Below are 23,060 nucleotides of genomic sequence, written 5' to 3'. Positions count from 1 at the left end.
TCTGGCAGGCCGTCGGGATAGACCCGGCGGCCTGTTTTGCACCAAAGGGACAAAAATGACCGAAACAGTCGTTAAACTGACGGATGTCTGGAAAATCTTTGGCGCAAAAGCCGAAGAAGCCATGGAAGCCGTTCGGAATGAAGGCATCGGAAAGCCTGAAGTTCTGGAAAGATTCAATTGTGTCGTTGGCGTGCAGGGCGCGTCTTTCGAAGTACCCAGGGGCGAGATTTTCTGCATCATGGGCTTGTCAGGCTCTGGCAAATCTACGCTGGTACGACACGTTAACCGCCTGATCGAACCGACCGCCGGGAAGATCGAAATTCTGGGGCAGGATGTCTCCAAGATTTCCGAGGCCGAGCTGCGTCGCATTCGGGCCATGCAAATTGGGATGGTGTTCCAACACATGGCACTGATGCCACACCGATCGGTTCGCGATAACGTCGCCTACCCGCTGGAAATCCGCAAAGTCTCGAAATCGAAACGCTGGGCGGTTTCGGATCACGCATTAGGCTTGGTAGACCTGACAGGCTACGAAGACCGCCTGCCCAAAGAATTGTCGGGCGGCATGCAGCAACGTGTTGGGATTGCCCGCGCGCTGGCCTCGGACCCCGAGATCCTGCTGATGGATGAGCCGTTTTCAGCCCTTGATCCGCTGATCCGCCTGCAATTGCAGGACCAGTTCAAAGCACTGGTGGCGCAATTGAAAAAGACGACGCTGTTCATCACGCACGATCTGGACGAGGCCATTCGCATAGGCCATCGCATCGCCATCATGAAAGACGGTGTCATTGTGCAGATAGGTACGCCGGAAGACATCGTCATGAACCCGGCAGACGATTACGTGCGAGAGTTCGTGCAGGGCATTTCCAAGCTGAAACTGGTCAAGGCGCATTCGATCATGGAGCCGATCGAAAGTTACTCTGGCCCGACCGATGGCGCACCACGCGCGGATGAAGGGGCGGATTTGGACCAGTTGATCGACCTTGCCGTCAATACGGACCTTCCGGTCATCATTACCGATGCTGGCGCTGATGTAGGCGTGGTCACTAAACCGCGTTTGCTGCGCGGAATTCAGGGGGGCAAAAATGACTGATGCAACCACGGAAGTAAAAGTCACGGCCGCCTCGGATATCGAAGTCGACCGCGAGGCGCTGGACCGCTCGATCCACGAATTTACCGGGCCAAACGGCGACTACTACGTCAACGCGTTTCACAAAATTCATGACGCGACCAGCGGTATTCCCAATACCTTCAACATCTGGGCGGCTGTTTTGGGACCATTCTGGTCTGCGTCCCGCGCGATCTGGGGGATGTTCTGGACTTTCCTGATCCTGGAAATCATCGCCTGGGTTCAGATCGGCCGCGGTGCCTGGGGCAACCCCGGCGCTGATCTGGCCGAACGGGCTGAACGTCAGCAGACCCGCGCGAACGAGCTATTGGAACGTGCGACTGCGGCCACCGAAAAGGCGGACATTGACCGGTTCAACAAGTTGGCAGCGAATATCCAGAAGGCCGCAGATGCCAGTTTTGAGAAAGCGGCGTCCGCCCAGTCTGAGGCGTTTGGCATCATGGTTACAGGCCTGTTGATGTTGTTGGTTTTCAAGCTTGCGCAAGGTTTTTATGCGGACCGCGTGTACGAAAAGCAGTACTCGAATTGGCGGACAGATCCTGCCAGCACCGAAAGCGGCCGCTCGACCCGCAACACTGTTCTGGGTGCTGTTTTGGTGGCCGCAATTGGCCCACTGATCGTGTACAAATTCACCGTCAACGCCTCACTCCCATTGTTGGATGCATTCCCCGAGCAGGAAGTCTCCGCGATGATATTGGGCGAAGGCAACGGAACGTTGTTCTCAAATCTGGCAAGCTGGATGGAGGCGCAGATAGATGCAGCCGCCGCAGCCGGCGGGGATGTATTCGACGGTATCGTGGCGGGTGTGCGATCTGTTCTGGATGCGTTGACGGTGGCATTGATCGGTTCCCCGTGGCCGGTTGTGATGTTGGTGATCTGTGTGACCGCGTGGCGCGCGGCAGGGCCAAGGGTGGCAATCTTCACCGCGTCTTCGTTGGCCTATATCGCGCTTCTGGGGTATTGGGATGTGGCGATGGAAACCGTGGCCTTGGTGGGCGCGGCGGTGCTGTTGTGCGTTGTGTTCGGCATTCCGCTGGGAATTTGGTTTGGTAAATCCAAACGCGCCTATCGCGCGGCGGAACCAGTGTTGGACCTGATGCAGACATTGCCGGCGTTTGTCTACCTGATCCCAATCATCGCTTTCTTTGGCACCGGTAACCCCCCGGGCATTCTGGCGACGATCATCTTTGGTATGCCGCCGGTCATTCGTCTGACCGCGCTGGGGATGCGCGGGGTTCCGGAAAGCATCAAGGAGGCTGCGGTGGCCTTTGGCGCATCGAAATGGCAGTTGCTCAAGGATGTTGAGATCCCGCTTGCCCTGCCGTCGATCATGACTGGCGTGAACCAGACCATTCTGATGTGCTTGTCGATGGTGGTGATTATCTCGCTGATCGGCGGTGGAGGTCTGGGCAAGGAAATCCTTGAGGCGCTGCAATACGCTGCCAAAGGTCCGGGTCTGCTGGGTGGGTTCGCCATCCTGTTCCTGGCCATGGTCATGGACCGTATCGTTCAAGGTGCCTTCCGCCGAGAAGACGAGAAACTCTGAACGCAAACGCCCCCGGTTCACATCGGGGGTGTTTTTCTTTCACCGGAGACGCAGATGACCGACCGTTACGAACAGTCTATGATGGACAATCTATATTGGTGGGGGATACCGACCCTATTTCGGTGCCCCAATCAAGGTCCCGAAGGGCAGGACATCGCTTTGGTCGGAGTGCCGCATTCGGCAGGCAACGGCACAACCGAGCGGGATCAGCATCTGGGCCCGCGTGCTTTGCGGCATGTCTCGGCGGTACAGCGGCGGGTACATTCGGTGTTTGAAATTGATCCGTGGAACTGTGCGAAGATTGCAGATGTGGGCGACGTTCCATTTCCGCGGGCAAATGATAACGAAGACTGCATCGAACGGATTACGGCTTTTTACAAAGACATCGATGCAGCCGGTGCGCGCCCGGTGTCGATTGGCGGCGACCACTCCATCACTGGCGGGATCGTGCAAGCGCTGGGTCGCGGTAAACTGGCTGGTGGAGAGCCTGTCAGCTTTCTGCATTTGGACGCGCATACTGACGTCTTCACCAAGGTCGATCATTTCCTGGGGGCGAAGAAATCAGCGGCCCATTGGGGCGCGTATCTGGCGGATCAGGGGCAGGTCGACCCCACGCGATCCATGCAAATCGGACTTAGGGGCCATCCACGAAGCTTGGACTGGCTGCAGCCGTCCTACGACTATGGCTACAACATCGTCACCATGCGTGAATTTCGCCAGCGCGGGCTGGCGGATGTCGTGGCTCAGACCAAAGAAATTCTGGGCGACCGCCCGGTCTATATCACGTTCGATCTGGATTGCCTTGATCCCACTGTCGCGCCTGCCGTGTCCAATCTGGAACCGGGCGAGAAGGGTTTCGATATTGACGAGGCTGTCGGCATTCTGCGTGCCGCGCGCGGGTTGAACATTGTGGGCGGGGACGTCGTTTGCATGATGCCAACCAAGGACAGCCCGAACAACATCACCGCGCTAACGGCAGCTGCGGTGATGTTCGAAATGATCTCGATGATCGCCGAAAACGCCAGCTAGCGCCGTGCGTCCACAGCCTGCGCCAAAACGCAGAGCAGTTCGAACATCAGCGAAATGCCCAGCCACGCGGTGCCTCCATTCGGATCGAATGGGGGCGATACTTCGACCAGATCAGCGCCAATCAGGTTCACACCAGACATCCGGCGGATGACCTGCTGCGCCTGAAAACTGTTTGGTCCCCCGATCTCGGGCGTTCCGGTGCCAGGGGCGTAGGTTGGGTCAACAAAATCAATGTCATAGGTGCAATAGGTTGGTGCTTGCCCAACGATACCGCGCACCTCGGCCATCACGTCGTCGATGCCCCGATCGAACAGTTCCTCGATACGGATGATGCGGATACCCTGGGCCTCACCCCACTCGATGTCCTCGGTGTTGTACGCAGTGCCCCGGATGCCAACCTGAACAAAGCGTTTGGGGTCGACCAGTCCTTCTTCTACCGCGCGGCGAAACGGAGTGCCGTGGGTGAACTTATGGCCCCCAAAATAGCTGTCGAACAGGTCTGTGTGACTATCGAACTGGATCAGGCCGACGGGGCCTGCGGCGGCAAGCGCACGCAAAACGGGCAGGGTGGTCAGGTGGTCCCCGCCAGCGGTGAGCGGAACAATGCCTTTTGCCTGTAGGTTTGAGTAGAAATCCGTAACCCGGTTCAGAGTATCTTCGATATCAACCGGATTGGGCGCAACGTCGCCAAGATCGGCGCAATTGACCATTGAGAACGGCGCGACGCCTGTGACTGGGTTCATCGCGCGGATCATCGTGGAATAGTCCCGCAATTGTCGCGGACCATGCCGCGCGCCGGGGCGATTGGTGGTGCCGCCGTCCCATGGGATGCCGATGAGGCCGACCTGAACATCCAAAATCCGTTCGTGATCCAGGTCCAGGCTGGGCAAACGCATGAACGAGGGGATGCCGGCAAACCGGGCCAGCTCCATCGCCGATACCGGCTGAAAAAATGAATCGGTCATGGCCTTATCCTTCACGCAATTCCCATTGGACCCTAGCGGCCCAATGAAGTGTTGGGAATGCTCTGTGGTTTTTATATCAGAATGCGGAAACGTTTCCGGATTTCGGCATCCTGTTCGGCGCTCAAATATTCTGGGTGGTGGCTGGCCAGAACTTCTTTGGCGTGATGTCGGGCAGATGACCATGCGTCTTTCGCACCATCGTTTTGCCACGTGCGGGGCTCCTGTCGATCGGCGAGTTCAGGGTAAAAGTAATCCCGCTCCATGGCTGCGTAGGTCTGTTCACTTCCCAAAAAATGCCCGTCACCCAGAATAGAATGGCAGATGGCGTCAAAACCCAGGTTTTCCTCGCTCACCTCAATCCCGCGCAGCGCCCGATAAGTGTGTGAGTGCATTTCGTTGTCCAACACAAACCCCTCGAAGCTTGCGCCTAATAAGGATGCGGTCATGCCCGAGCTCTCATAGATCAAGTTGCCCCCGGCCAAGGCCGCAGCAAGCGACGTCATGCCTTTTTCAACGCCGTATTGCGCGTCGATGGCCTTTGCGTCAGTCATCGATGCGGCTATGCCCGAGGGCAGACCTAACCAGTTCGTGAGCTGCGCCGAGGCCGCGTTCAAAACGGCCGTCTCTCCGCTGCCGCCGGCGAAGGAACCGGTTCTCAGGTCCACGATGAAGGGCCAGTTGGAAAATACCATCGGAAATCCGGGTCTGATAGCGTAGACCATGACAAGGCTGGCCAATGTCTCGGCCAGCGATTGCGCCAAAAACCCGGCCAAAGTCGCCGGGGCCGTGGCACCGGCCTGCGCGGCCGTGATGCACGACATGGGAATGCTGTGGGCGACGCATTCATAGACGACATCAACCGCATCCTCCCCATACCGCAGTGGCGAAATCACTGGGCTGATATGAGCTTTCAGAAAGGGGCGTTTGGCGAATTCACCCGGCCCTCCGGCGACGATATCCAGCAACTCGACAATGGGGCCGACATGTTCGGCCAGAGTAAACGATGTTGCCACTGGTTTGGTCGTATTGCGCACCAGCGCATAGGCGGTGTTGACGTCCAGATCGAATACATCAGGTACATCTGTGGCCACGCAGCATCGGGTGAACCAGCTGACATTGGCCAGCGTGTCCTGCAATCGGGTGAAGTCGTGCAAATCCGCCAAGGTAGAGGGGCGATAAAGGCCGCTATCGATGTCCAGCGTTTGAACGGCGGCGCCACCCGTGCCGAAATACACGCGGTCGCCGCCAACCTCGATCGAGCGGTTTTCGTCCCGGCCATGAAACACGAAACTCTTGGGGGCTGTATCGATTGCGCGCTGAACCATTTCACGCGGGAACAGCACCCGGTCTTGCTGACCCGCCTGCGCACCTGCGGCTTTGAGGTCTGCCGCTAATCTGTCTGGCACGTTTCCCATGCCCAAACGTTCCAACAGCTGCAGTGCTGTATCGAATATCTGTTCGATCTCGCGTTGGCTCAGAGGTTTATAAGCGCCGCCCTTCTGGCCGGGTGGGCAGGGGTCTACGACCGGTTTGGCTGCTCGCTGGGCATGCCGCGCATTTCGGCCGCTGCGTTTAGAACCCTCTGATGACATCCGGTCCAATTCCTTTTTTTCACTTTCCTGCACCGTAATGGGCGGAACATCCCGGCATCAAAGGCGAATTGCCTTTTTCAGAATCCGAAATCGCAGTTTCGATTTTCCTGCACCCGCATTTGCGCAGTTGTCGCCCCAGCCTTTTCTTCCGCAAGACTTGGACGAAATCTTACGGAGCAAAGCCAATGAAGTCGCGTACCAAAGTCGTTGTGATCGGCGGCGGCATCGCCGGATGCTCGACCCTTTATCATTTGACGCAAGAGGGGTGGACCGATGTGGTGCTGGTCGAACGGAACGAATTGACCTCGGGCACGACGTGGCATTCGGCCGCGCAAGTGACGAACTTTGGCATGAACCAGACGATGGTGGGCCTGAAAACGCACTCGATCCAATTGTACAAGGAGTTAGCCGACGATCCGGATTATCCGATCAACTACCACTACGGGGATGGCGGAATACGCCTGGCCAATACCGAGGGCCAGATGCAGGGCTATCGCCACTTTGCATCCATGGCACGGGGTATGGATGTGCATTTCGAGGTGATTGACGCGGACGAATGTGCCCGCCGCCACCCTTTGATTTCGACCGACAACCTGATTGGCGGGCTGTGGGACCCGCTGGACGGGGATATTGATCCTGCTCAGTTGTGTCAGGCCTTGGCGCGCCGGGCACGCAAGGCAGGCGCAGAAGTTTATCGAAATACGCCGGTGACGGGTCTGGTGCAGCACGCCGACGACACCTGGACTGTGCAGACAGAGCATGGCGACATCGATTGCGACATCGTGGTCAACGCCTGCGGATATCGCGTCAACGAAGTCGGTGCCATGATGGGCGTTCATCATCCTGTTTCGTCGATGGAGCACCAGTACTTCCTGACCGAAGAGATACAGGCGATCCGCGACGCGGGGCATCGGATGCCTCTGCTGCGTTGTCCGATCAGTGACTATTATTGCCGGCAAGAAAAGAACGGCCTGTTGCTCGGGTTTTACGAACAGGACTGCAAGACCTGGGGTATGGACGGGATTGATCCGAATTTTGTGAATGCCCTTTGCCCCGATGATCTGGACCGTGTGACGGACGTGTTGGAGGGCGCATTCGCGCGGATGCCCGCGCTAATGGAGGTTGGTATTCACACCGTGGTCAATGGGCCGATTACTTATACGATCGACGGGGCTCCGCTGGTGGGACCAATCCCTGGCAAACGCAACGCCTTTTGTATCATCGGTCTGCGCGCAGGGCTGGGTGAAGGTGGCGGGCATGGGTGGTTGCTGGCCCAGCAGATCGTGCATGGTGAGGCGTGTTACGATACTTGGTGCCTCGACCCCCGGCGGTTCACGGGTCATGCAAACGTCGAATTGACCGCGCTCAAGGCCATTGAGGACTATCAGAACGAATTCCGGTTCCACTTTCCGCATGAACATCGCCCAGCAGGGCGTCCGGCCAAAACCACACCTCTGACGCCGGCGCTGGCGGCGGAAGGGGCCGAGTTCACTGTGGTCAACGGGTGGGAGAGGGTGGATTACATCAAACCTTCGCCGGAATTCACGCCGATGCATAGTTTCGGTTTTGACGAAACATTTGACGTGGTCGCCGCCGAGGTTCGGAATGTGCAATCGGGTGTTGGACTGGCCGAGGTGAACGGGTTCAATCGGATCGAAATCACTGGAAACGACCGGCATGCTTTTCTGGACCGGATGTTGTGCGGGCTTGTGACCCGGCGCGAGGGGCGTGTTGGGCTAGGATACCTGCTGAACCATCATGGTATGATCAAAGCAGAGGCTACTGTCGCCAATATACCGGCCAGCGATAGGGGGGAGGCGCGCGTCTGGTATGGTTCAGCCGCAGCAAGCGAATTTCATGACATGGATTGGCTACGCCAGCACATGCGACGCGATGAAGACGTTCATCTGCGCAGTTTGACAAATGACCAAACCATATTGGTGCTCGCTGGCCCAAAGGCGCGAGACGTCTTGTCGGTCTGCGCCCGAGGGGATTGGTCGGCTGAGGCTTTCCCGTGGCTCAATGTGCGCGAGTGCTTCGTTGGCATCGCTCCGGCTACGGTCATGAACCTCAGCTTTTCGGGTGAATTGGCCTATGAAATCCACGTACCCAACGCCTCGCTTTACGCGGCCTATTTGGCGTTACGGCAAGCAGGTGAGGCACACGGGTTGAAGGTGTTCGGGGCACGGGCTGTTGAATCGATGCGGATGGAGAAGAGCTTTCTTCATTGGAAAGCAGACCTGATCACCGAGTTCGATCCCTATGAAACAGGATTGGACAGGTTCGTCCGATTGAATAAGGGAGATTTTGTCGGGCGGAACGCTTTGTTAAATCGACAATCAGAGGGGCTTCGTAAGAAGCTTGTCGTGCTCCAGGTTTCCTCGACCTTCGGTCCTGCACATCCTGGAGCGTCATTGATGCAGGGGGATAAGGTGGTTGGAACCGTCACATCGGGTGATTGGGGACATCGCACCGGGTTGAATCTGGCGCATGCATTTGTCGATCCCGCCTACGCGGATATCGGATGTGAAATGGATCTGGACAGTTGCGGTCAGGGTGCGCGCGCAACGGTCATTCCGTCGTGCCCATATGACCCGGGCTTTGACCGGATGAAGGCGTAACTGGAACTTTGGCATTGCCGCAAGAGTAAATCTTTGCTTGGCTAGTTTCGAGCAAATCGAAACAATGATTGGCACCCATGTCCAAATCGCTGAGCCTGAGATGGTTGGAAATCTTCCAATTGATCGCCAAATCCGGATCGATCCAACAGGTCGCGTCCGAAACGGGTTTGTCGATCAGCACGGTCTCGAACCACCTGCGCAGCTTGGAAAACACGCTTGGTATCGAGCTGGTCGATCATGGGCGCAGACCCATGGGCCTGACGCCCGCGGGCGAAGTCTTTGCGCGATATGTCCGCGACGGTTTGACTGTTCTGAAACGCGGCGAGGCCGAAATCCGAACGGGCAATTGGCAACATGCGACAGACCTGCGATTGGCGCTTATTGACGATTTCGACAACCAGATCGCGCCTGATATGGTCCGGTTTCTGGCGCAGGCATTGCCGCGTTGCAATTTTCGTCACTATACGCGTCCCAGCCACGAAATCCTCTCCAAGCTACAGGAACATAAATTGGATGTGGGTGTTGCCACCCGACCACCGGGACGTACCGAAGGGTTGATCGAGTACCCGTTGATGCGCGACCCGTTTTTGGTCGTGCTTCCCAACAGTTTTGAAGGGTCGCCCGAAGAGTTGTTTCACCCGGACGCGGATCTACCCCTGTTGCGATATTCTCGGGACTACGTGATCGGGAAGCAAATCGAGATCCAGCTGGCGCGTAGCAAGTTCAGCTTGCCGAACAGGTTCGAACTGGAATGCAACCAGTCGATCATCGGTTTGGTGGCCCAGGGTAGCGGTTGGGCGATCACGACGGCCGCCTGTTTTCATCGGACCCAGCGGTTCCATAACAGTGTCAAAGCCATGCCGTTTCCCGGTAGAAACTTCGTGCGAACCGTGTCGCTGTTCACGACCGAAGTGTATCCCGTGACGACCTCGGAACTGATCCAGAAAGTTATGGTGAAACTGATCCGGCAACATTTCACGCGCCCAATGTGCGCCAAGCATCCTTGGCTAAAAAACGACTTCCGCACGATGGAGGGGGAGGCGGCTTAGCCCGGCGCAGGCTTACCAAGCGACGGTCGATTTACAATTCTCGTCGCCAGTTGTTCGCCAGTCCCGGCGGTTTGGTTCTCGACCATCTCCACCAGTTGCAGGGCCGCTTTGCGCCCCATTTCACGATGTGGCACATGCACGGTCGTCAGGGCCGGGGAAACAATTCTGGCCAGTTCGATATCGTCAAAACCCGTGATCGATACATCGCCAGGTACGTCCAACCCCATCTCTTGGGCCTGTCGCAAGGCACCTGCGGCCAACACATCGTTTCCACACAAGATTGCAGTCGGCGGCGGGTCAGCGTTCATCAGGTCGCGGAAGGCTTTGGCACCGTTTTCGATCTCATAGGATGTTTCGACAAGAGTCAGATTGTTGGCCGCGAGCCCGCTATCAGATATCGCATCCCGGATGCCCTGAACCCTGAGCCGGGCGCGATCATTCCCGTCTACGAGACCCGAGATCACGCCGATCTGTGTATGCCCCAATTCAATAACATGGCTGGCGAGGTCGAACATGGCCGCGCGATTGTCAAATCCGACGGAAGGCAACTTGGAGTCCGGCAAATAGGACCATGCGACCAATGCCGGAATTTTCCGCTGGCTCAGAAAGTCGTAGATCTTGGGATCGCGGTCATGTCCGATCAGCAGCAGCCCGTCGGCCCCTCGTGCAATCAGGGTCCTGATTTGCTCTTCTTCGATTTCAGGTTTGTAAGCTGAACTTGAGACCAGCAGCGTATAACCGCGCTGGTGCAACTCTTCCTGAAAGGATTGAAGTCCACGCGCGAAGATCGCGTTTTCCATGGTCGGTATGATCGCCCCGATGGTGAACGACCGCTTGGCGGCCATTACGCGCGCCGCAAAGTTTGGCGTGTACCCCAGCGCATCAACTGCCGAAAGGACGCGTTTGCGGGTCGCTTCGACCACTCGGTCCGGGCTGTTGAGGCAACGCGACACAGTAGCCGTCGAAACGTCGGCCATTTTTGCCACATCATCCAGTGTCGGCGCCGACCGAGGTTTCTCCATTTCCAAACTCACAATTTGCTTTTGCCAATAACTCTAAACTCAACTGCCGCCAGAGGGAAGTGGACATGTAAGCGCTTGCATTTTGAATGTAAGCGCTTACAAATGGCGTTGGGCCGAATCTGAAAAGGGAGTCCAAGAGATGTTTCTTGCTGCGTCCGCACTCGTGTTTGCCATCTATTTTGCGAACGTGGCGCTGGGGGCTTTTGCAAACAGCGCCTTTCTTGGTGACGTCGGAGAGATGTTGGTTCTGTTCGCGGCATCGATCCTGTTCGTTGTCGCAATTCTAAAAAGGGAAGCTGTCCGCGATGCAAAAAAGGGTGGCTGAATTTTTTGCTTGGGAGGGCACTAAATGAAAAACGACAGAAATGAACTGGCGTCCGTCGAACGCCGTAATTTCCTAAAGCTGAGCGCCAGTGGGTCATTCACTGCAGCGCTGGTCGCAGGTGCAGGCGGCGTCCTTTGGTCGTCCGAGGCTGTGGCGCAGACAGCCAAAGAAGAAAGTGAGCGTGAAAAGGCAGCGGACCATGTCATGACGGTCGCGACCGCATATGTACTGGGCGCGTCACGCAGCTATCCTATCATGCAGCTTGATCTGAAAGAAAACATCCAGAACGCGACGAACGGCAAGGTGTACGTCAAGCTTGCGCCTGGTGGTCAGCTGGGTGCCGGTGGTGCATTGGTGCAGAAAGTGCAGGGCGGAACCATTCAGGCGGCGCAGCATTCGCTGTCCAACTTCGCACCTTTCGCATCGACCGTTGATCTTATCAACATGCCGTATCTGTGCGGTTCGAACCAACGGTTCACCAACCTTGTGCATTCCGACACATGGCAGAACGAAGTTCACCCGAAAGTCGAGGCCGCTGGCTTCAAGGCCCTGTTCTATGTGGTGATCGACCCGCGCGTTGTTGCCGTGCGTCAGGGCGGTAATGCAATCATCACGCCGGGTGACATGAGCGGCGTGAAGTTCCGCGTACCCGGCTCGAAAATGCTGCAGCAGTACTACCGCATGGTCGGTGCAAACCCGACACCTGTTGCTTGGGGTGAAACCCCCTCGGCGATCAAACAGGGTGTCGCGGATGCGCTCGATCCATCGGTCGGAGCGCTGTATGTGTTTGGCTTCAAGGACATCCTCAGCCACGTGACCTTTACGCAGGCCGTTCCGGACAGCCAAGTTTATTCGTGTAACCTCGAATGGTTCAATTCGATGCCGCCGGACGTTCAGGAAGGCATCATGTGGGGTTCGGAAATGACCAGTCATCAGAACCTTTCCAAAGTTCCCTCGGCCCGTGCCTTTGCCATGGCCGAACTGAACAAGGCCGGAGTGGAGTTCCATTCGCTTAACGTGGATCAACTGGCCGAGTGGGAAAGCGTTGGGGGCTACCAAAACGCCGATTGGGATCCGTTCAAGACAGAGCTGGCCGGGTCGATGGACGCCTTTGAGAAACTGGTCGAGGCGGCCGGGACACAAGGAAAATACTACGTCCACGACGCATGACCTAAACCGGCGGACGTCTTTTTGGCGTCCGCAATCACTCAACAGCAGTCAGGCCTGAAAGGGCCCAAAACAGAAGGCCGCGCCTGACTGTTCTGTCGCCGAGGGAACCGATGACCTTACTCCAAAACATAGATCGCAACGCCGAGCGCTGGCTGCTGCTGGTGTTCTACGTGATGCTGGTCATCACCATGGCCATCGAGGTTCTGCGACGCGAGATATTCGCCTATTCCTCGATCTGGGGGGAAGAAATCGTCCGGTATTCCTTCATCTATTTGGCCTGGATCGGCGCTGCGGCGGCGGTCAAAGAGCGGGCGCATATCCGGATTGATGTCGTCATGCACTACCTCGGGCCGCGTCCCAAGGCCCTACTGTACATCTTCGGCGATCTGGTGATGTTCGCAGTCGCTGTGATCGCGCTTTACTGGTCGTACGAGGCGGTTCACGTCTCGGCCAAGTTTGGATCAGTGACTGACGGCCTCCGGGTGTCGAAGGTCTGGTTCCTGATGGCAGTGCCGACCGGATTCGCGCTGATGATCTGGCGCCTGATCCAATCGTTTATGCGTGACTTCAAATCCCTTCGCGACGGCACGCCCGTCTTCGAAGGTGACAAGCTGTTTGACTGAGGGGATTTGAGATGCTCTGGAATACTCTCAATCAAACCGTAGAACTGGGCTGGGATTTCTACCTGCCCGTCATTCTGTTCGTTGTTCTGATCGCCATGGCTGTTCCGGTTTGGGCAGCGATTGGTTCTGCCGCGATCGTAATGTTAGTCATGTCGGGCGATCTACCGCTGAGTCTGGTGGGCGAGAGCCTGTTTACCGGGATCGACGCCTTTGCCCTGACCGCCGTGCCGCTGTTTATCCTGACAGGTGACGTGCTGGTCCGTACAGGTTTGTCACGTAAATTTCTGGATGTGGCTGAGGCGCTGACTTGCTTCGCCAAAGGCGGGTTTGGCTCGGCCACCGTTCTGGTTTGCGGCATGTTCGCCGCCATTTCGGGTTCGGATGCCGCTGGCGCGGCCGCTGTCGGTCGCATGACCATCAACCGGCTGGTCGAAAGTGGATATCCGCGCCCCTACGCCTGCGCCTTGGTCGCGGCCGGGGCCTGTACCGGCATCCTGATCCCACCGTCGATTGCCTACATCATCATCGGTCTGGTGCTGGGGATTTCCGCGTCGACCCTATTCCTGGCTGCCCTGATTCCCGGTCTGGCCATTCTGGTTTCGATCCTGATCACCAACATCATCATGAACCGTCTTTACGCCTATGAGGGTGGCGGCATGATGACGATGGGCGAGTGGCTGGCCAATTTGGGCAAAGCCCTGAAATCCGGCTGGTACGCCTTTATTGTGCCCGGGATTATCTTCTATGGCATCTTCTCGGGTCGCCTGACCCCGACCGAGGCGGGTGCCACCGCCGTGGTTGTCACCATCATCATGGGTTTCATCCTGCGCACGCTGACACTGGCCGACTTTCCGTCAATGCTGGTCAGCTCAGCCAAGGTGAACGGGGTGATCCTGCCGATCATTGCCTTTTCGGCCCCCTTGGCCGAGGCGCTGGCGATCATGGGCGTGCCGCAAGGGTTCGTCGCCTCGATCACTTCGCTGACCGACGATCCGTACCTGCTGATCCTGCTGATGATCGGTATCCTGATTGCTGCGGGCTGCGTTATGGAAACGACGCCCAATATCGTAATCCTTGCTCCTATCCTGAAACCGCTGGCCGACAATATCGGCATGAACGAAATCCAGTTCTGCATCATGATGATCACCGCACTGGGAGTCGGTTTTATCACACCGCCGCTTGGCCTGAACCTGTTCGTCGTATCTGGCATTACGGGTGAGTCCATTCTGAAGATTGCGGCCCGTGCTATACCATTTGTATTAACAATGCTGATCGTAGTTCTTCTGATTGCTTACGTTCCGGCGGTTTCGACCACTTTGCTTCCTGAAATCTACCAATAGGACCTGTTGAATATGCCTCGCGACTATCTGAAAAAGGCGACCCTGACGGCTCAATCTCATGCCACGGAAGTGCATGACACCGTGAAGACAATTCTTGCCGACATTGAGGCTGGCGGGGATGCCAAAGCGCTGGAATATGCGGTCAAGTTCGACAAGTTTGACGGCAACGTGTTGATGACCGCCGATGAGATCGAGGCCGCCTGCGCGCTTGTTCCCGAAAGGTTGAAGGCCGATATTCGGTTTGCACACGACAACGTTCGCCGGTTTGCCGAAACGCAGAAATCCACGGTGTCTGACGTTGAGATGGAAATTGTCCCGGGCTTTATCGCCGGCCAAAAGGCCATCCCTGTGGACGCGGCTGGCTGCTATGTGCCCGGCGGGCGCTATAGCCATATTGCCAGCGCGATCATGACGGTCACCACCGCCAAGGTTGCTGGGTGCCGCCACATTACAGCCTGTTCGCCGCCGCGCCCGGGTGAAGGCGTGGCGCCTGCGATTGTCTATGCGGCGCATATCTGCGGTGCAGACAGCATTCTGGCCATGGGTGGCGTTCAGGGTGTGGCCGCGATGACCTATGGTTTGTTTGGCCTGCCGCGCGCCAATATTCTTGTGGGTCCAGGCAATCAGTTTGTGGCCGAGGCAAAGCGCATTCTTTATGGCAAAGTTGGCATCGACATGATTGCCGGGCCAACGGACAGCCTGATCCTTGCGGACGGTTCCGCAGATGCGCATGTGGTGGCCACCGACTTGGTGAGCCAGGCGGAACACGGCTATAACTCTCCGGTTTGGCTGGTGACGGATGACCGGGACCTTGCGCAAAAAGTCATGGAGCTGGTGCCAGCGCTGATCGAGGATCTGCCCGAACTCAACCGGGAAAACGCCTTTGCTGCGTGGCGCGACTATGCCGAGGTCATCTTCTGTTCAGATCGTGAAGAAATGGCGGCCTGTTCGGACGATTACGCGCCCGAACACCTGACCGTTCAGGCCGAGGACCTGGATTGGTGGCTGGGTCGGTTGACCTGCTATGGATCGCTGTTTCTGGGTGAAGAAACCACAGTGTCCTACGGTGACAAGGCGACCGGTACGAACCACGTTCTGCCGACATCCGGCGCGGCCAGCTATACTGGCGGCTTGAGCGTCCATAAGTACATGAAGATCGTCACATGGCAGCGCGCTACACGCGAAGGCTCGAAATCCATTGCCGAGGCGACCGCTCGCATTTCCAGGTTGGAGGGTATGGAAGGGCATGCGCGGGCTGCGGACGTGCGCCTTGCCAAATACTTCCCTGACGAACAGTTCAACCTGACCGCCGATGAATGATCCGCGCGCGTTGTTCGATCTGACCGGGCGTGTCGCTTGCGTGACCGGCGCAAGCTCGGGCCTTGGGCGTCGTGCAGCGCTTGTGTTGGCCTCAGCGGGTGCGTGCGTCGTCGGCGTCGCCCGTCGACCGGAAGCATTGGCAGAATTGCAAGCTGAAGGGGGCGACAACGTGGCCACAGTTGTTGCCGACGTGGCCGATCGGTCGCGCGTGGCATCGCTCGCCGAGGAAGTCGCAGCCAGTTTTGGCGCGCCGGACATCATCGTGCATGCGGCGGGTATCAACACGCGCGAAGTGGCAGATGACGTGACCACCGAAGGCTGGGACAAGACGCTTGAGCTGAACCTGAGCGCGCCGTTCTTCCTAAGCCAGGCAATGGTTCCTGCGATGAAAGCTCGGGGGTGGGGGCGGATCGTGAATTTCGCCTCGCTTCAGACCACGCGTGCTTTTCCGGGCGGTATTGCTTATGGGGCCAGCAAGGCCGGGGTCGGGCAACTGACGCGGGCCATGGCCGAGGCTTGGTCCGCTGACGGCATCACTGCAAATGCCATCGGGCCGGGGTTTTTCCCGACCGAACTGACGCAGGCTGTGTTCAATGACCTCGACCGGGCAACCCGTAACGCGGCGCAAACCTGCATGAACCGAAACGGGCAGATGGAGGATATCGATGGGCCGATCCTGTTCTTGTGCTCACCGGCGTCCAACTACGTCACAGGGCAAGTTTTGATGGTCGACGGAGGGTTTACAGCGAAATGAAAGCGCTTGTTTATCAGGGTGTTGAGCATTTGACCTATGAGGACGTACCAGATGCTGCGCCCGACATAGGTGAGCAATTGATCCGGGTCGAGGCTGTCGGGATTTGCGGCTCGGATATGCACGCCTATTTGGGTCACGACGCGCGCCGACCTGCACCACTTATTCTGGGCCACGAGGCCGCAGGGACGATTGTTGGAGGTCCACGCGACGGTACGCGCGTCACGATCAATCCTTTGGTCAACTGCGGTGTCTGCCCGGCGTGTGAGGCAGGGCGGGAAAACCTGTGTCCCAGCCGGCAGATCATCTCGATGCCACCGCGTGAAGGGGCTTTTGCTCAATATATTGCAATGCCGGATGCAAATCTGGTTGAGGTGCCGGACCACGTATCCTTTCAGCAGGCCGCCCTGGCAGAGCCATTGGCCGTTAGCTGGCACGCGGTTCGGTTGGGGCTTGAGGCGCTGCATCAGGGAATGGCGCGTGATGCGTTGGTGATAGGCGGCGGCGCGATTGGTGTGGCCGCAGCTTTGGCACTGGCGGCAGCTGACTTCGATGATGTTGTCATCGTTGAGCCGAATGACGTGCGGCGCGCCTATCTGCAAAGTTTGAACTCTTTTAATGTGGTCGAAGCCACGGATGATACGTTCTCATTGGTTGTTGACGCAGTGGGGTATTCTGCAACCCGCGCGGCCGCTTCCGAAAAGGTTCAACCGGGCGGCGTTATCGTGCATGTTGGGTTGGGTGAGGATACGGGCGGTTTGGATATACGTCGTATGACGTTGCAGGAGATCACGTTTATCGGCACCTATACTTATACTGCCGATGATTTCCGAAAGACCGCGCAGGCGATATTCAATGGCCGTTTGGGTTCGTTGGACTGGATAGAGGAACGGACCTTGTCTGAAGCTGCCGACGCCTTTCGCGATTTGCGGAAAGGTGCCGTGGCCGCACCCAAAATCATCCTCGCACCCTGGATCTAGTCCAGGCAGAAACGGAGGTATTCATGTACAAAAAAATTCTCGTCCCAATGGCGTTGGATCATGGGATTTCACCGCACACTTTGGAAATCGCCAAGGCCTTATCGGCTGAAAGGGCCGAGATTGTGGCCCTGCATGTCTACGAGATGCCTCAGGGTTCTGTCAGTGCCTATCTCGACAAGGATGTCGTCGCCGAAGGCTTTCGCGCGGCACGCACCTTGTTGCGGGAAAAAGTTTCGGGGCTTGAGGGCGTTCAGGCCGAGATTGTCAAAGGTCACACGGCCCGCACGGTGATCGACTTTGCGACACAAAACAAATTTGACTGCATCGTCATCGGTTCGCATGAACCGGGTGTCAGCGATTATTTTCTGGGATCGACCGCCTCACGCGTCGTCCGTCATGCGCCTTGCGCCGTGCACGTGCACCGCGGGCTGTAACCCGTCAATCGCGCTAACTGCGCCCCATACAGGACTAACATATCGGACATGAACATAGACAAAAAGATCACCGACGATTTGGTGGCCAACGACATCTCATTCGTCACCACGGTTCCATGCAAGCAATTGGCCGGAGTCATCGACGAAATCGACGCGCGTGACGGCATCTATCATATCCCATCGAACAAAGAGGATGAAGGCATGGGCCTGTGTGCCGGTGCCTGGATGGGTGGCAAACGCCCCGCGATAATCATGCAGAACACTGCCATCGGCGTAACCATCAACACGTTGGCGACGCTGATCCAGTATTACCGGATGCCTTTGCCCATGCTGATCTCATATCGTGGAGAGCTGCGCGAACCCGTCGCCTGCCAAGTCGAAATGGCAGTGCATACCAAGGCGCTTCTGGCACAGATGAACATCCCGACCTACCACTTCCATCATCAATCGGATGTCGAGGAGCTGGATGCGATCCTGAAATACACCTTTATGTGCAACAAGCCGGTTGCGATCCTGACCGACGCCAATTTCTGGGGAGGCTATGGCGACCAATGATCCGTTCTGAAATCCTGAAAGAAATTGCACCAATCCTGCGGGATCAATTGGTTGTCTGCAACATCGGCATCCCCAGTCAGGAGATGCATGCAATCGACGACCAACCTACCAATTTCTACATGCTGGGCACTATGGGTCTGGCCTCAAGTATTGGTCTGGGTCTGGCCTTGTCGCAACCAAAGCCGGTCATCGTAATCGATGGCGACGGGTCTATCCTGACCAACCTCGGAACCTTGCCGACCATCGCCAATAACGTGGCTGACAACTACATTCTGCTGATCGTCGATAACGGATCTTATGGGTCGACCGGGGATCAGCCGACTTATGCAGGTAAGAAGACGTCGCTGGCAGCCGTGGCGCAGGCATGTGGCTGCGAGAATGTGGTCGAGTGCCAGGCTGAAGACACTGGAGCCGCATTGCAGGCAGCGCTCGACAGCGGCCAAATGACAATCATCGTCAGCAAGTGCGAAAGCGGCAATGCCAAGATGCCGGTAATCACGATGGACCCAGTTGTGATCCGCGACCGCTTTATGAAGGCCGTCCAAGCGTCATAAAGAAGTCGACCTGCAGGTATTCAGCTTGCGCCGTCCCGTTCGGGGCGGCGTTTCTTTGGTCGATTGCACCCCAATTTGATGCAGTTTCCTGAATGTGATATGACGCTACGTAAAGTGAATTTCAAAAACATTTTTAGAAGTTTCATCGCAAGGGGGGAAATTATGAAATTCAAATTGCTTGCGCAAAGCGTACTTTTCGGTGCGGGGCTGTTGATGGTTGGCCTAACGCCGGCGCAGTCTCAGACCCGCGAGGAAAGTCAGGGCATGGTTCTGCTGCGCGGTTTGCCGACGTTGGATACAAATCACAGCATCGCGATTGTTGAGCTGGATCCGGAATCCGACCAGTTCGGAGAGCTACTGAGCGAAGTTGAACAGCCGGATATTCAGCATCCATTGCATCACCTCTACTACAGCCCGAACGGGCGTCTCTATTCGACCGGGTTGGACCCGTCCTGCAGCCTGGCCGAGATCGGGCTGTCCCGCGATTCCAGCGGAACGCCTGTGATCGAAGGCTTTACCTGTCTGGATACCCAAGGGCAGATCGTTGGCGAGGACATTATGTGGGCCACGTCGAACGGGCAGGAGTATATGTTCGTAACCTTCATGGGTGGCACTGGGGGCGATGATGGCGGCTCGGTCGGTGTTTTCGACACTCAGACAAATGAGGTGGTCAAAATTATCGAAGCACGCAAAAGCCAAGTCGGCGAAGGTGAGCCATATATCATGTACCCACACGGGATATCTGCGTTCGACGACCGCATGGTGGTCACCTCGACGATACATCCCGATATGACGACTGGCGTTGGAAATGTGTTGACGATCATAGACCTCAACACGCTTGAACCCATCCAAAACATCGTTGTGGAAAACGAAAAGCCGTTGAATTTTCCGTCTTCACCGGTCGAGGTGCTGTTCGCGCGGCCTGACATGCACGCTGACATTGAACCGGCCATTCTGGCCAACACGATGTTCGGGTTCGAGACCTGGAAAATCCCCTATGACGCCGGTTCCAAAACCTTTGGTGAAGCCGAAGTCATATATAGTGGCGTGGCCAATGAAACCGCTGTTCCGCTCGAGTTCTATGGCACTGAAGATGAACTGTTCATCTCTCATGGATTACCGGGTGTTGTGAAGCGCTATGAAATGGCCGCACTGCCCGAGCTTGTGTCCAGCGGGCCGGACATAGTTGCTGATCCGGGTGCACATCACATGATCTTTTTCACGTCCGCTTCGGGCCGAGACCTGATCGCCGTTCAAAATAACCTGCTCAATCTGGGCAACGCCGCTGATGACGACCCAACGGATGTGGATTTTATTGCCGACCTGAACGCACACACGATCACGATCCATGATCTTGAGACCGGCGAACGTATCGCCGAGGTCAATTTCAAGGAGCGCTACAACAAAGGCGTGGACAACGTTGAAGGGCTGTTCGGTTCGGGTTTTGTGCACCACCACTAATGCTCTGGGGGCGCTATGCTTCGGGTGTTTTTGACAGCGGCCGTCGCTGTGGTGATCGCGGCGACGGCGTGGGTCTTCTGGGACCGTGCACGCGGGCCGACGGCAACGCCGATTGCTGGCTTCTCGGCGCCTTTTGTTTTCGGACGCTTTGCTGTGCCCCCGGACAACCCGCTGACGGAAGAGGCCTTTGCCCTTGGGCGGCACCTGTTCTACGACCCCATCCTGTCCGGCAACAATCAGGTCTCGTGCGCGACATGCCATATGCAGGCCCTTGCCTTCACTGATGGTCTGGCAAAGTCGCCCGCATTGTCGGGCGGAGAGCTGGAGTTCAGCTCCATGAGTTTGACCAACCTTCTTTGGGGGCAAGAGCGGTTCTTCTGGGACGGTCGCGCAACGTCGTTGGAAGCGCAGGCGTTGATGCCGATTCAACACCCGGACGAGATGGATCAGGACTTGGATGCGCTGATTACCGAACTGCAAGCATCCCGCGATTATCGACGGATGTTCCGCAAAGCATACGGGGAAGTCAGCGCCGAAAACGTGGCCCGGGCGTTGTCGACCTTCATGCGAATGCTGATTTCGTCGGATTCAAAATACGACAGGTTTCTGCGTGGCGAAGTGCGTTTGACCGCGCAGGAAGAACACGGCCGCAAACTATTCATGGCGCATCCGGACACCAAGGTTTCGTTACGTGGTGGGAACTGCATCGACTGCCACAGCCAGTTTTTGACTTCCGGGTTTCGGGACGCATTGGATGGGTTTTCAAACAATGGGCTGGATTCCGATGACGACCTGCCGGATGGCCTGATGGCCGTGACCGGCAATCCGGCACACAAGGGCTTCTTCAAAGTGCCGACACTGCGCAACATCGCCGTAACCGCGCCTTACATGCATGATGGCCGGTTCGAGACATTGGAAGAGGTCATGGATCACTACAATGACGGGATTGTCGTCAGCGATACGCTCAGCCCTTTGATCCTTGAGGCCGACAATGCACCAGAGGCCGGGCAGGGCACTGTGGGCCTGCGTATGACGCCCGACGAAGTGCAGTCCATCATCGCGTTCCTGCACACGCTGACGGATGAGGGTTTTCTGACAAACACACAGTTATCCAATCCTTTCGGAGGAGATGGCTAATGCGTATTTGGATGACGGGGCTTGCGATGCTGTTGGTCGTTGGTGGAGCGCTGTTCTTTGCTCTTGGTCCGCAGCGCACCACGTCGATCACTTTGACCTTTCACGCGAAGATGGGTGACGATCCGTTGGTATTTGATGAGTTCTTGTACGAAAACCCCGGCGGGCCTGGCACGTTCAGGGTTCGTGACTTTCGGCTCTACCTCAGCAACCTGACCCTTTCGCAAGATGGGGCACTGTTTGCTGAGCCCGACAGCTATCATCTGCTCCGGTTCGACAACCCGGAAACAACCCATTCGCTCAGGCTGAACGACATTCCCGTGAGCAGCATTGAGCAGGTCCGTTTCATGATCGGCGTAGACCCAGAAGCCAATGGCTCGATCCAAGCGCGCGGGGACCTGGACCCGAACAGCCAAATGGCCTGGAACTGGGAGGTCGGCTACAAATTCGTCGTGATGGAAGGAACGTTGCGGATCGGGGAAGAGGTCGCTCCGCTGGTCTACCACGTTGGGTTTTCGGAAAACGCGCGCGAGGTCGATATTCAGTTGCCACCGGATTTCGGTTCTGATGGCAATGTTGACCTGCACGTGAACGTAGATGTTGCAAAGCTTTTTGACGGGCCTTCGCAAATTGACCTGCAAAAGCTCTCATCGGTCAAGTTCAACCGCGAAGACTCCGCCATGCTGGCCGACAATTACGCAACCATGATGACCCCGATGTTTCGGTGAATTCGGATCGTGCAAGCCCCTTAGAATCGATAGGTCGCGCCGATCAACGGGCCGGACTGGTCAAACGTGAAATCGTTGCCATCAATCTCGTGATCGAAAGAGATATAGCGATAACCGCCGCGGATCACCCATCTGTCATTGATTTCATAATCCGCAGTCAGCAAGACCTGCCATGTTTCGCTGTCGCTGCTGAAGCCGCCGTAGTCAAAAAAGCCTGTGCCGGACCACCTGTCGTTGAATGCGACGCGGGCTCGGACACCGATGACCGGGTCTGTCCAGCTTTCATCGACACTGACAGACCGGCCCGGGGCTGCTCCGGGAAGGACGGTGAAATCCGTCTGTGTGCGAAACCAGCGGAAACCGCCGACCAAGTCCACATAGGACGTATCTGTAGTATAAGCCCGGTACCCGACATAGCCGCTGAAAAATTGCGTTGTGAGAGAGGTTTCAAGACCAGAACTTGCCGGACCAGGCGTACCATTGCTGAAAGAGACGTCCACATAGTTGTAGTCGGCCAATAGTGACCATCGCCCGTTCGATGCACCAAAGACGCCCATGAAGGCCAGATCGAGATTTTCTAGCGCGTCAGAGAAGCTGAGCGTTCCATCAACGGTGCCGCGGGCTGTTTCCTGCGTAACCTCCGTTTCAGGCATGAACAGGTATATTGTTGCCTCATAGGACCAATCGGACTGCTGCGCCACAGCGGCAGTTGTCATTGGTATCCAGACCGCC

Annotated in this window: 22 protein-coding genes; 18 read left to right on the top strand and 4 right to left on the bottom strand. The window is 56.9% G+C overall.

Annotation, left to right across the window (positions count from 1 at the left end):
* Positions 1-55: 55 nt before the first annotated feature.
* From AC2FI9_RS15125 to AC2FI9_RS15115, 3 genes are read left to right on the top strand one after another with little or no spacing between them, the layout of a single operon-like run.
* Entirely contained in the window at positions 56-1,093 is a 1,038-nt protein-coding gene (locus AC2FI9_RS15125; protein ID WP_058275713.1) for a quaternary amine ABC transporter ATP-binding protein, read from the top strand.
* Entirely contained in the window at positions 1,086-2,675 is a 1,590-nt protein-coding gene (locus tag AC2FI9_RS15120) for an ABC transporter permease (RefSeq protein WP_058275411.1), read from the top strand. The genes AC2FI9_RS15125 and AC2FI9_RS15120 overlap by 8 nt, the downstream gene beginning before the upstream one ends.
* A 54-nt stretch (positions 2,676-2,729) precedes the next feature.
* On the top strand, positions 2,730-3,704 hold the full coding sequence (locus AC2FI9_RS15115) for an arginase family protein (protein ID WP_496768754.1): 975 nt from the start codon (positions 2,730-2,732) through the stop codon (positions 3,702-3,704).
* On the opposite strand, the gene AC2FI9_RS15110 is transcribed toward AC2FI9_RS15115, so the two are convergent.
* Positions 3,701-4,669 (bottom strand): agmatinase, encoded by a 969-nt coding sequence (locus AC2FI9_RS15110; RefSeq protein ID WP_496768752.1) that lies wholly within the window; start codon positions 4,667-4,669, stop codon positions 3,701-3,703. The genes AC2FI9_RS15115 and AC2FI9_RS15110 overlap by 4 nt on opposite strands.
* A 71-nt stretch (positions 4,670-4,740) precedes the next feature.
* Positions 4,741-6,261, bottom strand: coding sequence for a trimethylamine methyltransferase family protein (locus AC2FI9_RS15105; protein WP_496768749.1), 1,521 nt, complete (start codon positions 6,259-6,261; stop codon positions 4,741-4,743).
* A 185-nt stretch (positions 6,262-6,446) separates the two neighbouring features.
* Between AC2FI9_RS15105 and AC2FI9_RS15100 the strand changes: the two genes are divergently transcribed.
* A complete protein-coding gene (locus AC2FI9_RS15100) occupies positions 6,447-8,882 on the top strand; it encodes a GcvT family protein (RefSeq protein ID WP_496768747.1) in 2,436 nt (811 codons plus the stop codon).
* A gap of 77 nt (positions 8,883-8,959) precedes the next feature.
* On the top strand, positions 8,960-9,931 hold the full coding sequence (locus AC2FI9_RS15095; protein ID WP_496707022.1) for a LysR family transcriptional regulator: 972 nt from the start codon (positions 8,960-8,962) through the stop codon (positions 9,929-9,931).
* Here the strand turns inward: AC2FI9_RS15095 and AC2FI9_RS15090 are convergent.
* Entirely contained in the window at positions 9,928-10,953 is a 1,026-nt protein-coding gene (locus AC2FI9_RS15090) for a LacI family DNA-binding transcriptional regulator (protein WP_496768745.1), read from the bottom strand. The two genes, AC2FI9_RS15095 and AC2FI9_RS15090, sit on opposite strands and share 4 nt — an antisense overlap.
* A gap of 139 nt (positions 10,954-11,092) precedes the next feature.
* Between AC2FI9_RS15090 and AC2FI9_RS15085 the strand changes: the two genes are divergently transcribed.
* The 13 genes from AC2FI9_RS15085 (at position 11,093) to AC2FI9_RS15025 (ending at position 22,328) form a co-directional block, all read left to right on the top strand.
* Positions 11,093-11,278, top strand: coding sequence for a hypothetical protein (locus tag AC2FI9_RS15085; protein ID WP_113789729.1), 186 nt, complete (start codon positions 11,093-11,095; stop codon positions 11,276-11,278).
* A gap of 24 nt (positions 11,279-11,302) precedes the next feature.
* Entirely contained in the window at positions 11,303-12,448 is a 1,146-nt protein-coding gene (locus AC2FI9_RS15080; RefSeq protein ID WP_496768743.1) for a TRAP transporter substrate-binding protein, read from the top strand.
* A gap of 110 nt (positions 12,449-12,558) precedes the next feature.
* Positions 12,559-13,071: a TRAP transporter small permease gene (locus tag AC2FI9_RS15075; RefSeq protein WP_496725514.1), complete on the top strand. Its 513-nt coding sequence runs from the start codon at positions 12,559-12,561 to the stop codon at positions 13,069-13,071.
* Positions 13,072-13,082: 11 nt separating this feature from the next.
* Positions 13,083-14,411, top strand: coding sequence for a TRAP transporter large permease (locus tag AC2FI9_RS15070; protein ID WP_496725515.1), 1,329 nt, complete (start codon positions 13,083-13,085; stop codon positions 14,409-14,411).
* 12 nt (positions 14,412-14,423) lie between these two features.
* A complete protein-coding gene (gene hisD / locus AC2FI9_RS15065; protein WP_496768742.1) occupies positions 14,424-15,731 on the top strand; it encodes a histidinol dehydrogenase in 1,308 nt (435 codons plus the stop codon).
* Positions 15,724-16,485 carry an SDR family NAD(P)-dependent oxidoreductase gene (locus AC2FI9_RS15060; RefSeq protein WP_496735308.1) on the top strand — a complete coding sequence of 254 codons (762 nt, stop codon included), beginning with the start codon at positions 15,724-15,726 and terminating at the stop codon, positions 16,483-16,485. Before hisD ends, AC2FI9_RS15060 begins: the two co-directional genes overlap by 8 nt.
* Positions 16,482-17,462: an alcohol dehydrogenase catalytic domain-containing protein gene (locus tag AC2FI9_RS15055; RefSeq protein ID WP_496768740.1), complete on the top strand. Its 981-nt coding sequence runs from the start codon at positions 16,482-16,484 to the stop codon at positions 17,460-17,462. The genes AC2FI9_RS15060 and AC2FI9_RS15055 overlap by 4 nt, the downstream gene beginning before the upstream one ends.
* Positions 17,463-17,485: 23 nt before the next feature.
* Complete coding sequence (locus AC2FI9_RS15050; protein ID WP_496725519.1) at positions 17,486-17,896, top strand: universal stress protein; 411 nt, start codon at positions 17,486-17,488, stop codon at positions 17,894-17,896.
* Between the two features lie 48 nt (positions 17,897-17,944).
* On the top strand, positions 17,945-18,451 hold the full coding sequence (locus AC2FI9_RS15045) for a sulfopyruvate decarboxylase subunit alpha (protein ID WP_496768738.1): 507 nt from the start codon (positions 17,945-17,947) through the stop codon (positions 18,449-18,451).
* Positions 18,448-19,005, top strand: coding sequence for a sulfopyruvate decarboxylase subunit beta (gene comE, locus AC2FI9_RS15040; RefSeq protein ID WP_496735313.1), 558 nt, complete (start codon positions 18,448-18,450; stop codon positions 19,003-19,005). Before AC2FI9_RS15045 ends, comE begins: the two co-directional genes overlap by 4 nt.
* Before the next feature lie 162 nt (positions 19,006-19,167).
* Positions 19,168-20,466: a hypothetical protein gene (locus AC2FI9_RS15035; protein WP_496768737.1), complete on the top strand. Its 1,299-nt coding sequence runs from the start codon at positions 19,168-19,170 to the stop codon at positions 20,464-20,466.
* Positions 20,467-20,481: 15 nt separating this feature from the next.
* Complete coding sequence (locus tag AC2FI9_RS15030; protein ID WP_496768735.1) at positions 20,482-21,603, top strand: cytochrome-c peroxidase; 1,122 nt, start codon at positions 20,482-20,484, stop codon at positions 21,601-21,603.
* On the top strand, positions 21,603-22,328 hold the full coding sequence (locus AC2FI9_RS15025; RefSeq protein ID WP_496768734.1) for an MbnP family protein: 726 nt from the start codon (positions 21,603-21,605) through the stop codon (positions 22,326-22,328). Before AC2FI9_RS15030 ends, AC2FI9_RS15025 begins: the two co-directional genes overlap by 1 nt.
* A gap of 20 nt (positions 22,329-22,348) precedes the next feature.
* On the opposite strand, the gene AC2FI9_RS15020 is transcribed toward AC2FI9_RS15025, so the two are convergent.
* A complete protein-coding gene (locus tag AC2FI9_RS15020; protein WP_496768732.1) occupies positions 22,349-23,044 on the bottom strand; it encodes an outer membrane protein in 696 nt (231 codons plus the stop codon).
* Positions 23,045-23,060 lie beyond the last annotated feature (16 nt).

The sequence above is a fragment of the Ruegeria sp. CDSA246 genome (assembly GCF_059611225.1).
This window is presented reverse-complemented; position numbering and strand designations above follow the sequence as displayed.

Coding starts and splice junctions, on each gene's coding strand:
- AC2FI9_RS15085 (WP_113789729.1), top strand. CDS start 11,093: ATGTTTCTTGCTGCGTCCGCACTCGTGTTTGCCATCTATTTTGCGAAC.
- comE (WP_496735313.1), top strand. CDS start 18,448: ATGATCCGTTCTGAAATCCTGAAAGAAATTGCACCAATCCTGCGGGAT.
- AC2FI9_RS15105 (WP_496768749.1), bottom strand. CDS start 6,261: ATGTCATCAGAGGGTTCTAAACGCAGCGGCCGAAATGCGCGGCATGCC.
- AC2FI9_RS15075 (WP_496725514.1), top strand. CDS start 12,559: ATGACCTTACTCCAAAACATAGATCGCAACGCCGAGCGCTGGCTGCTG.
- AC2FI9_RS15060 (WP_496735308.1), top strand. CDS start 15,724: ATGAATGATCCGCGCGCGTTGTTCGATCTGACCGGGCGTGTCGCTTGC.
- AC2FI9_RS15055 (WP_496768740.1), top strand. CDS start 16,482: ATGAAAGCGCTTGTTTATCAGGGTGTTGAGCATTTGACCTATGAGGAC.
- AC2FI9_RS15125 (WP_058275713.1), top strand. CDS start 56: ATGACCGAAACAGTCGTTAAACTGACGGATGTCTGGAAAATCTTTGGC.
- AC2FI9_RS15070 (WP_496725515.1), top strand. CDS start 13,083: ATGCTCTGGAATACTCTCAATCAAACCGTAGAACTGGGCTGGGATTTC.
- hisD (WP_496768742.1), top strand. CDS start 14,424: ATGCCTCGCGACTATCTGAAAAAGGCGACCCTGACGGCTCAATCTCAT.
- AC2FI9_RS15020 (WP_496768732.1), bottom strand. CDS start 23,044: ATGACAACTGCCGCTGTGGCGCAGCAGTCCGATTGGTCCTATGAGGCA.
- AC2FI9_RS15025 (WP_496768734.1), top strand. CDS start 21,603: ATGCGTATTTGGATGACGGGGCTTGCGATGCTGTTGGTCGTTGGTGGA.
- AC2FI9_RS15115 (WP_496768754.1), top strand. CDS start 2,730: ATGACCGACCGTTACGAACAGTCTATGATGGACAATCTATATTGGTGG.
- AC2FI9_RS15095 (WP_496707022.1), top strand. CDS start 8,960: ATGTCCAAATCGCTGAGCCTGAGATGGTTGGAAATCTTCCAATTGATC.
- AC2FI9_RS15100 (WP_496768747.1), top strand. CDS start 6,447: ATGAAGTCGCGTACCAAAGTCGTTGTGATCGGCGGCGGCATCGCCGGA.
- AC2FI9_RS15080 (WP_496768743.1), top strand. CDS start 11,303: ATGAAAAACGACAGAAATGAACTGGCGTCCGTCGAACGCCGTAATTTC.
- AC2FI9_RS15050 (WP_496725519.1), top strand. CDS start 17,486: ATGTACAAAAAAATTCTCGTCCCAATGGCGTTGGATCATGGGATTTCA.
- AC2FI9_RS15045 (WP_496768738.1), top strand. CDS start 17,945: ATGAACATAGACAAAAAGATCACCGACGATTTGGTGGCCAACGACATC.
- AC2FI9_RS15120 (WP_058275411.1), top strand. CDS start 1,086: ATGACTGATGCAACCACGGAAGTAAAAGTCACGGCCGCCTCGGATATC.
- AC2FI9_RS15090 (WP_496768745.1), bottom strand. CDS start 10,953: ATGGAGAAACCTCGGTCGGCGCCGACACTGGATGATGTGGCAAAAATG.
- AC2FI9_RS15030 (WP_496768735.1), top strand. CDS start 20,482: ATGCTTCGGGTGTTTTTGACAGCGGCCGTCGCTGTGGTGATCGCGGCG.
- AC2FI9_RS15035 (WP_496768737.1), top strand. CDS start 19,168: ATGAAATTCAAATTGCTTGCGCAAAGCGTACTTTTCGGTGCGGGGCTG.
- AC2FI9_RS15110 (WP_496768752.1), bottom strand. CDS start 4,669: ATGACCGATTCATTTTTTCAGCCGGTATCGGCGATGGAGCTGGCCCGG.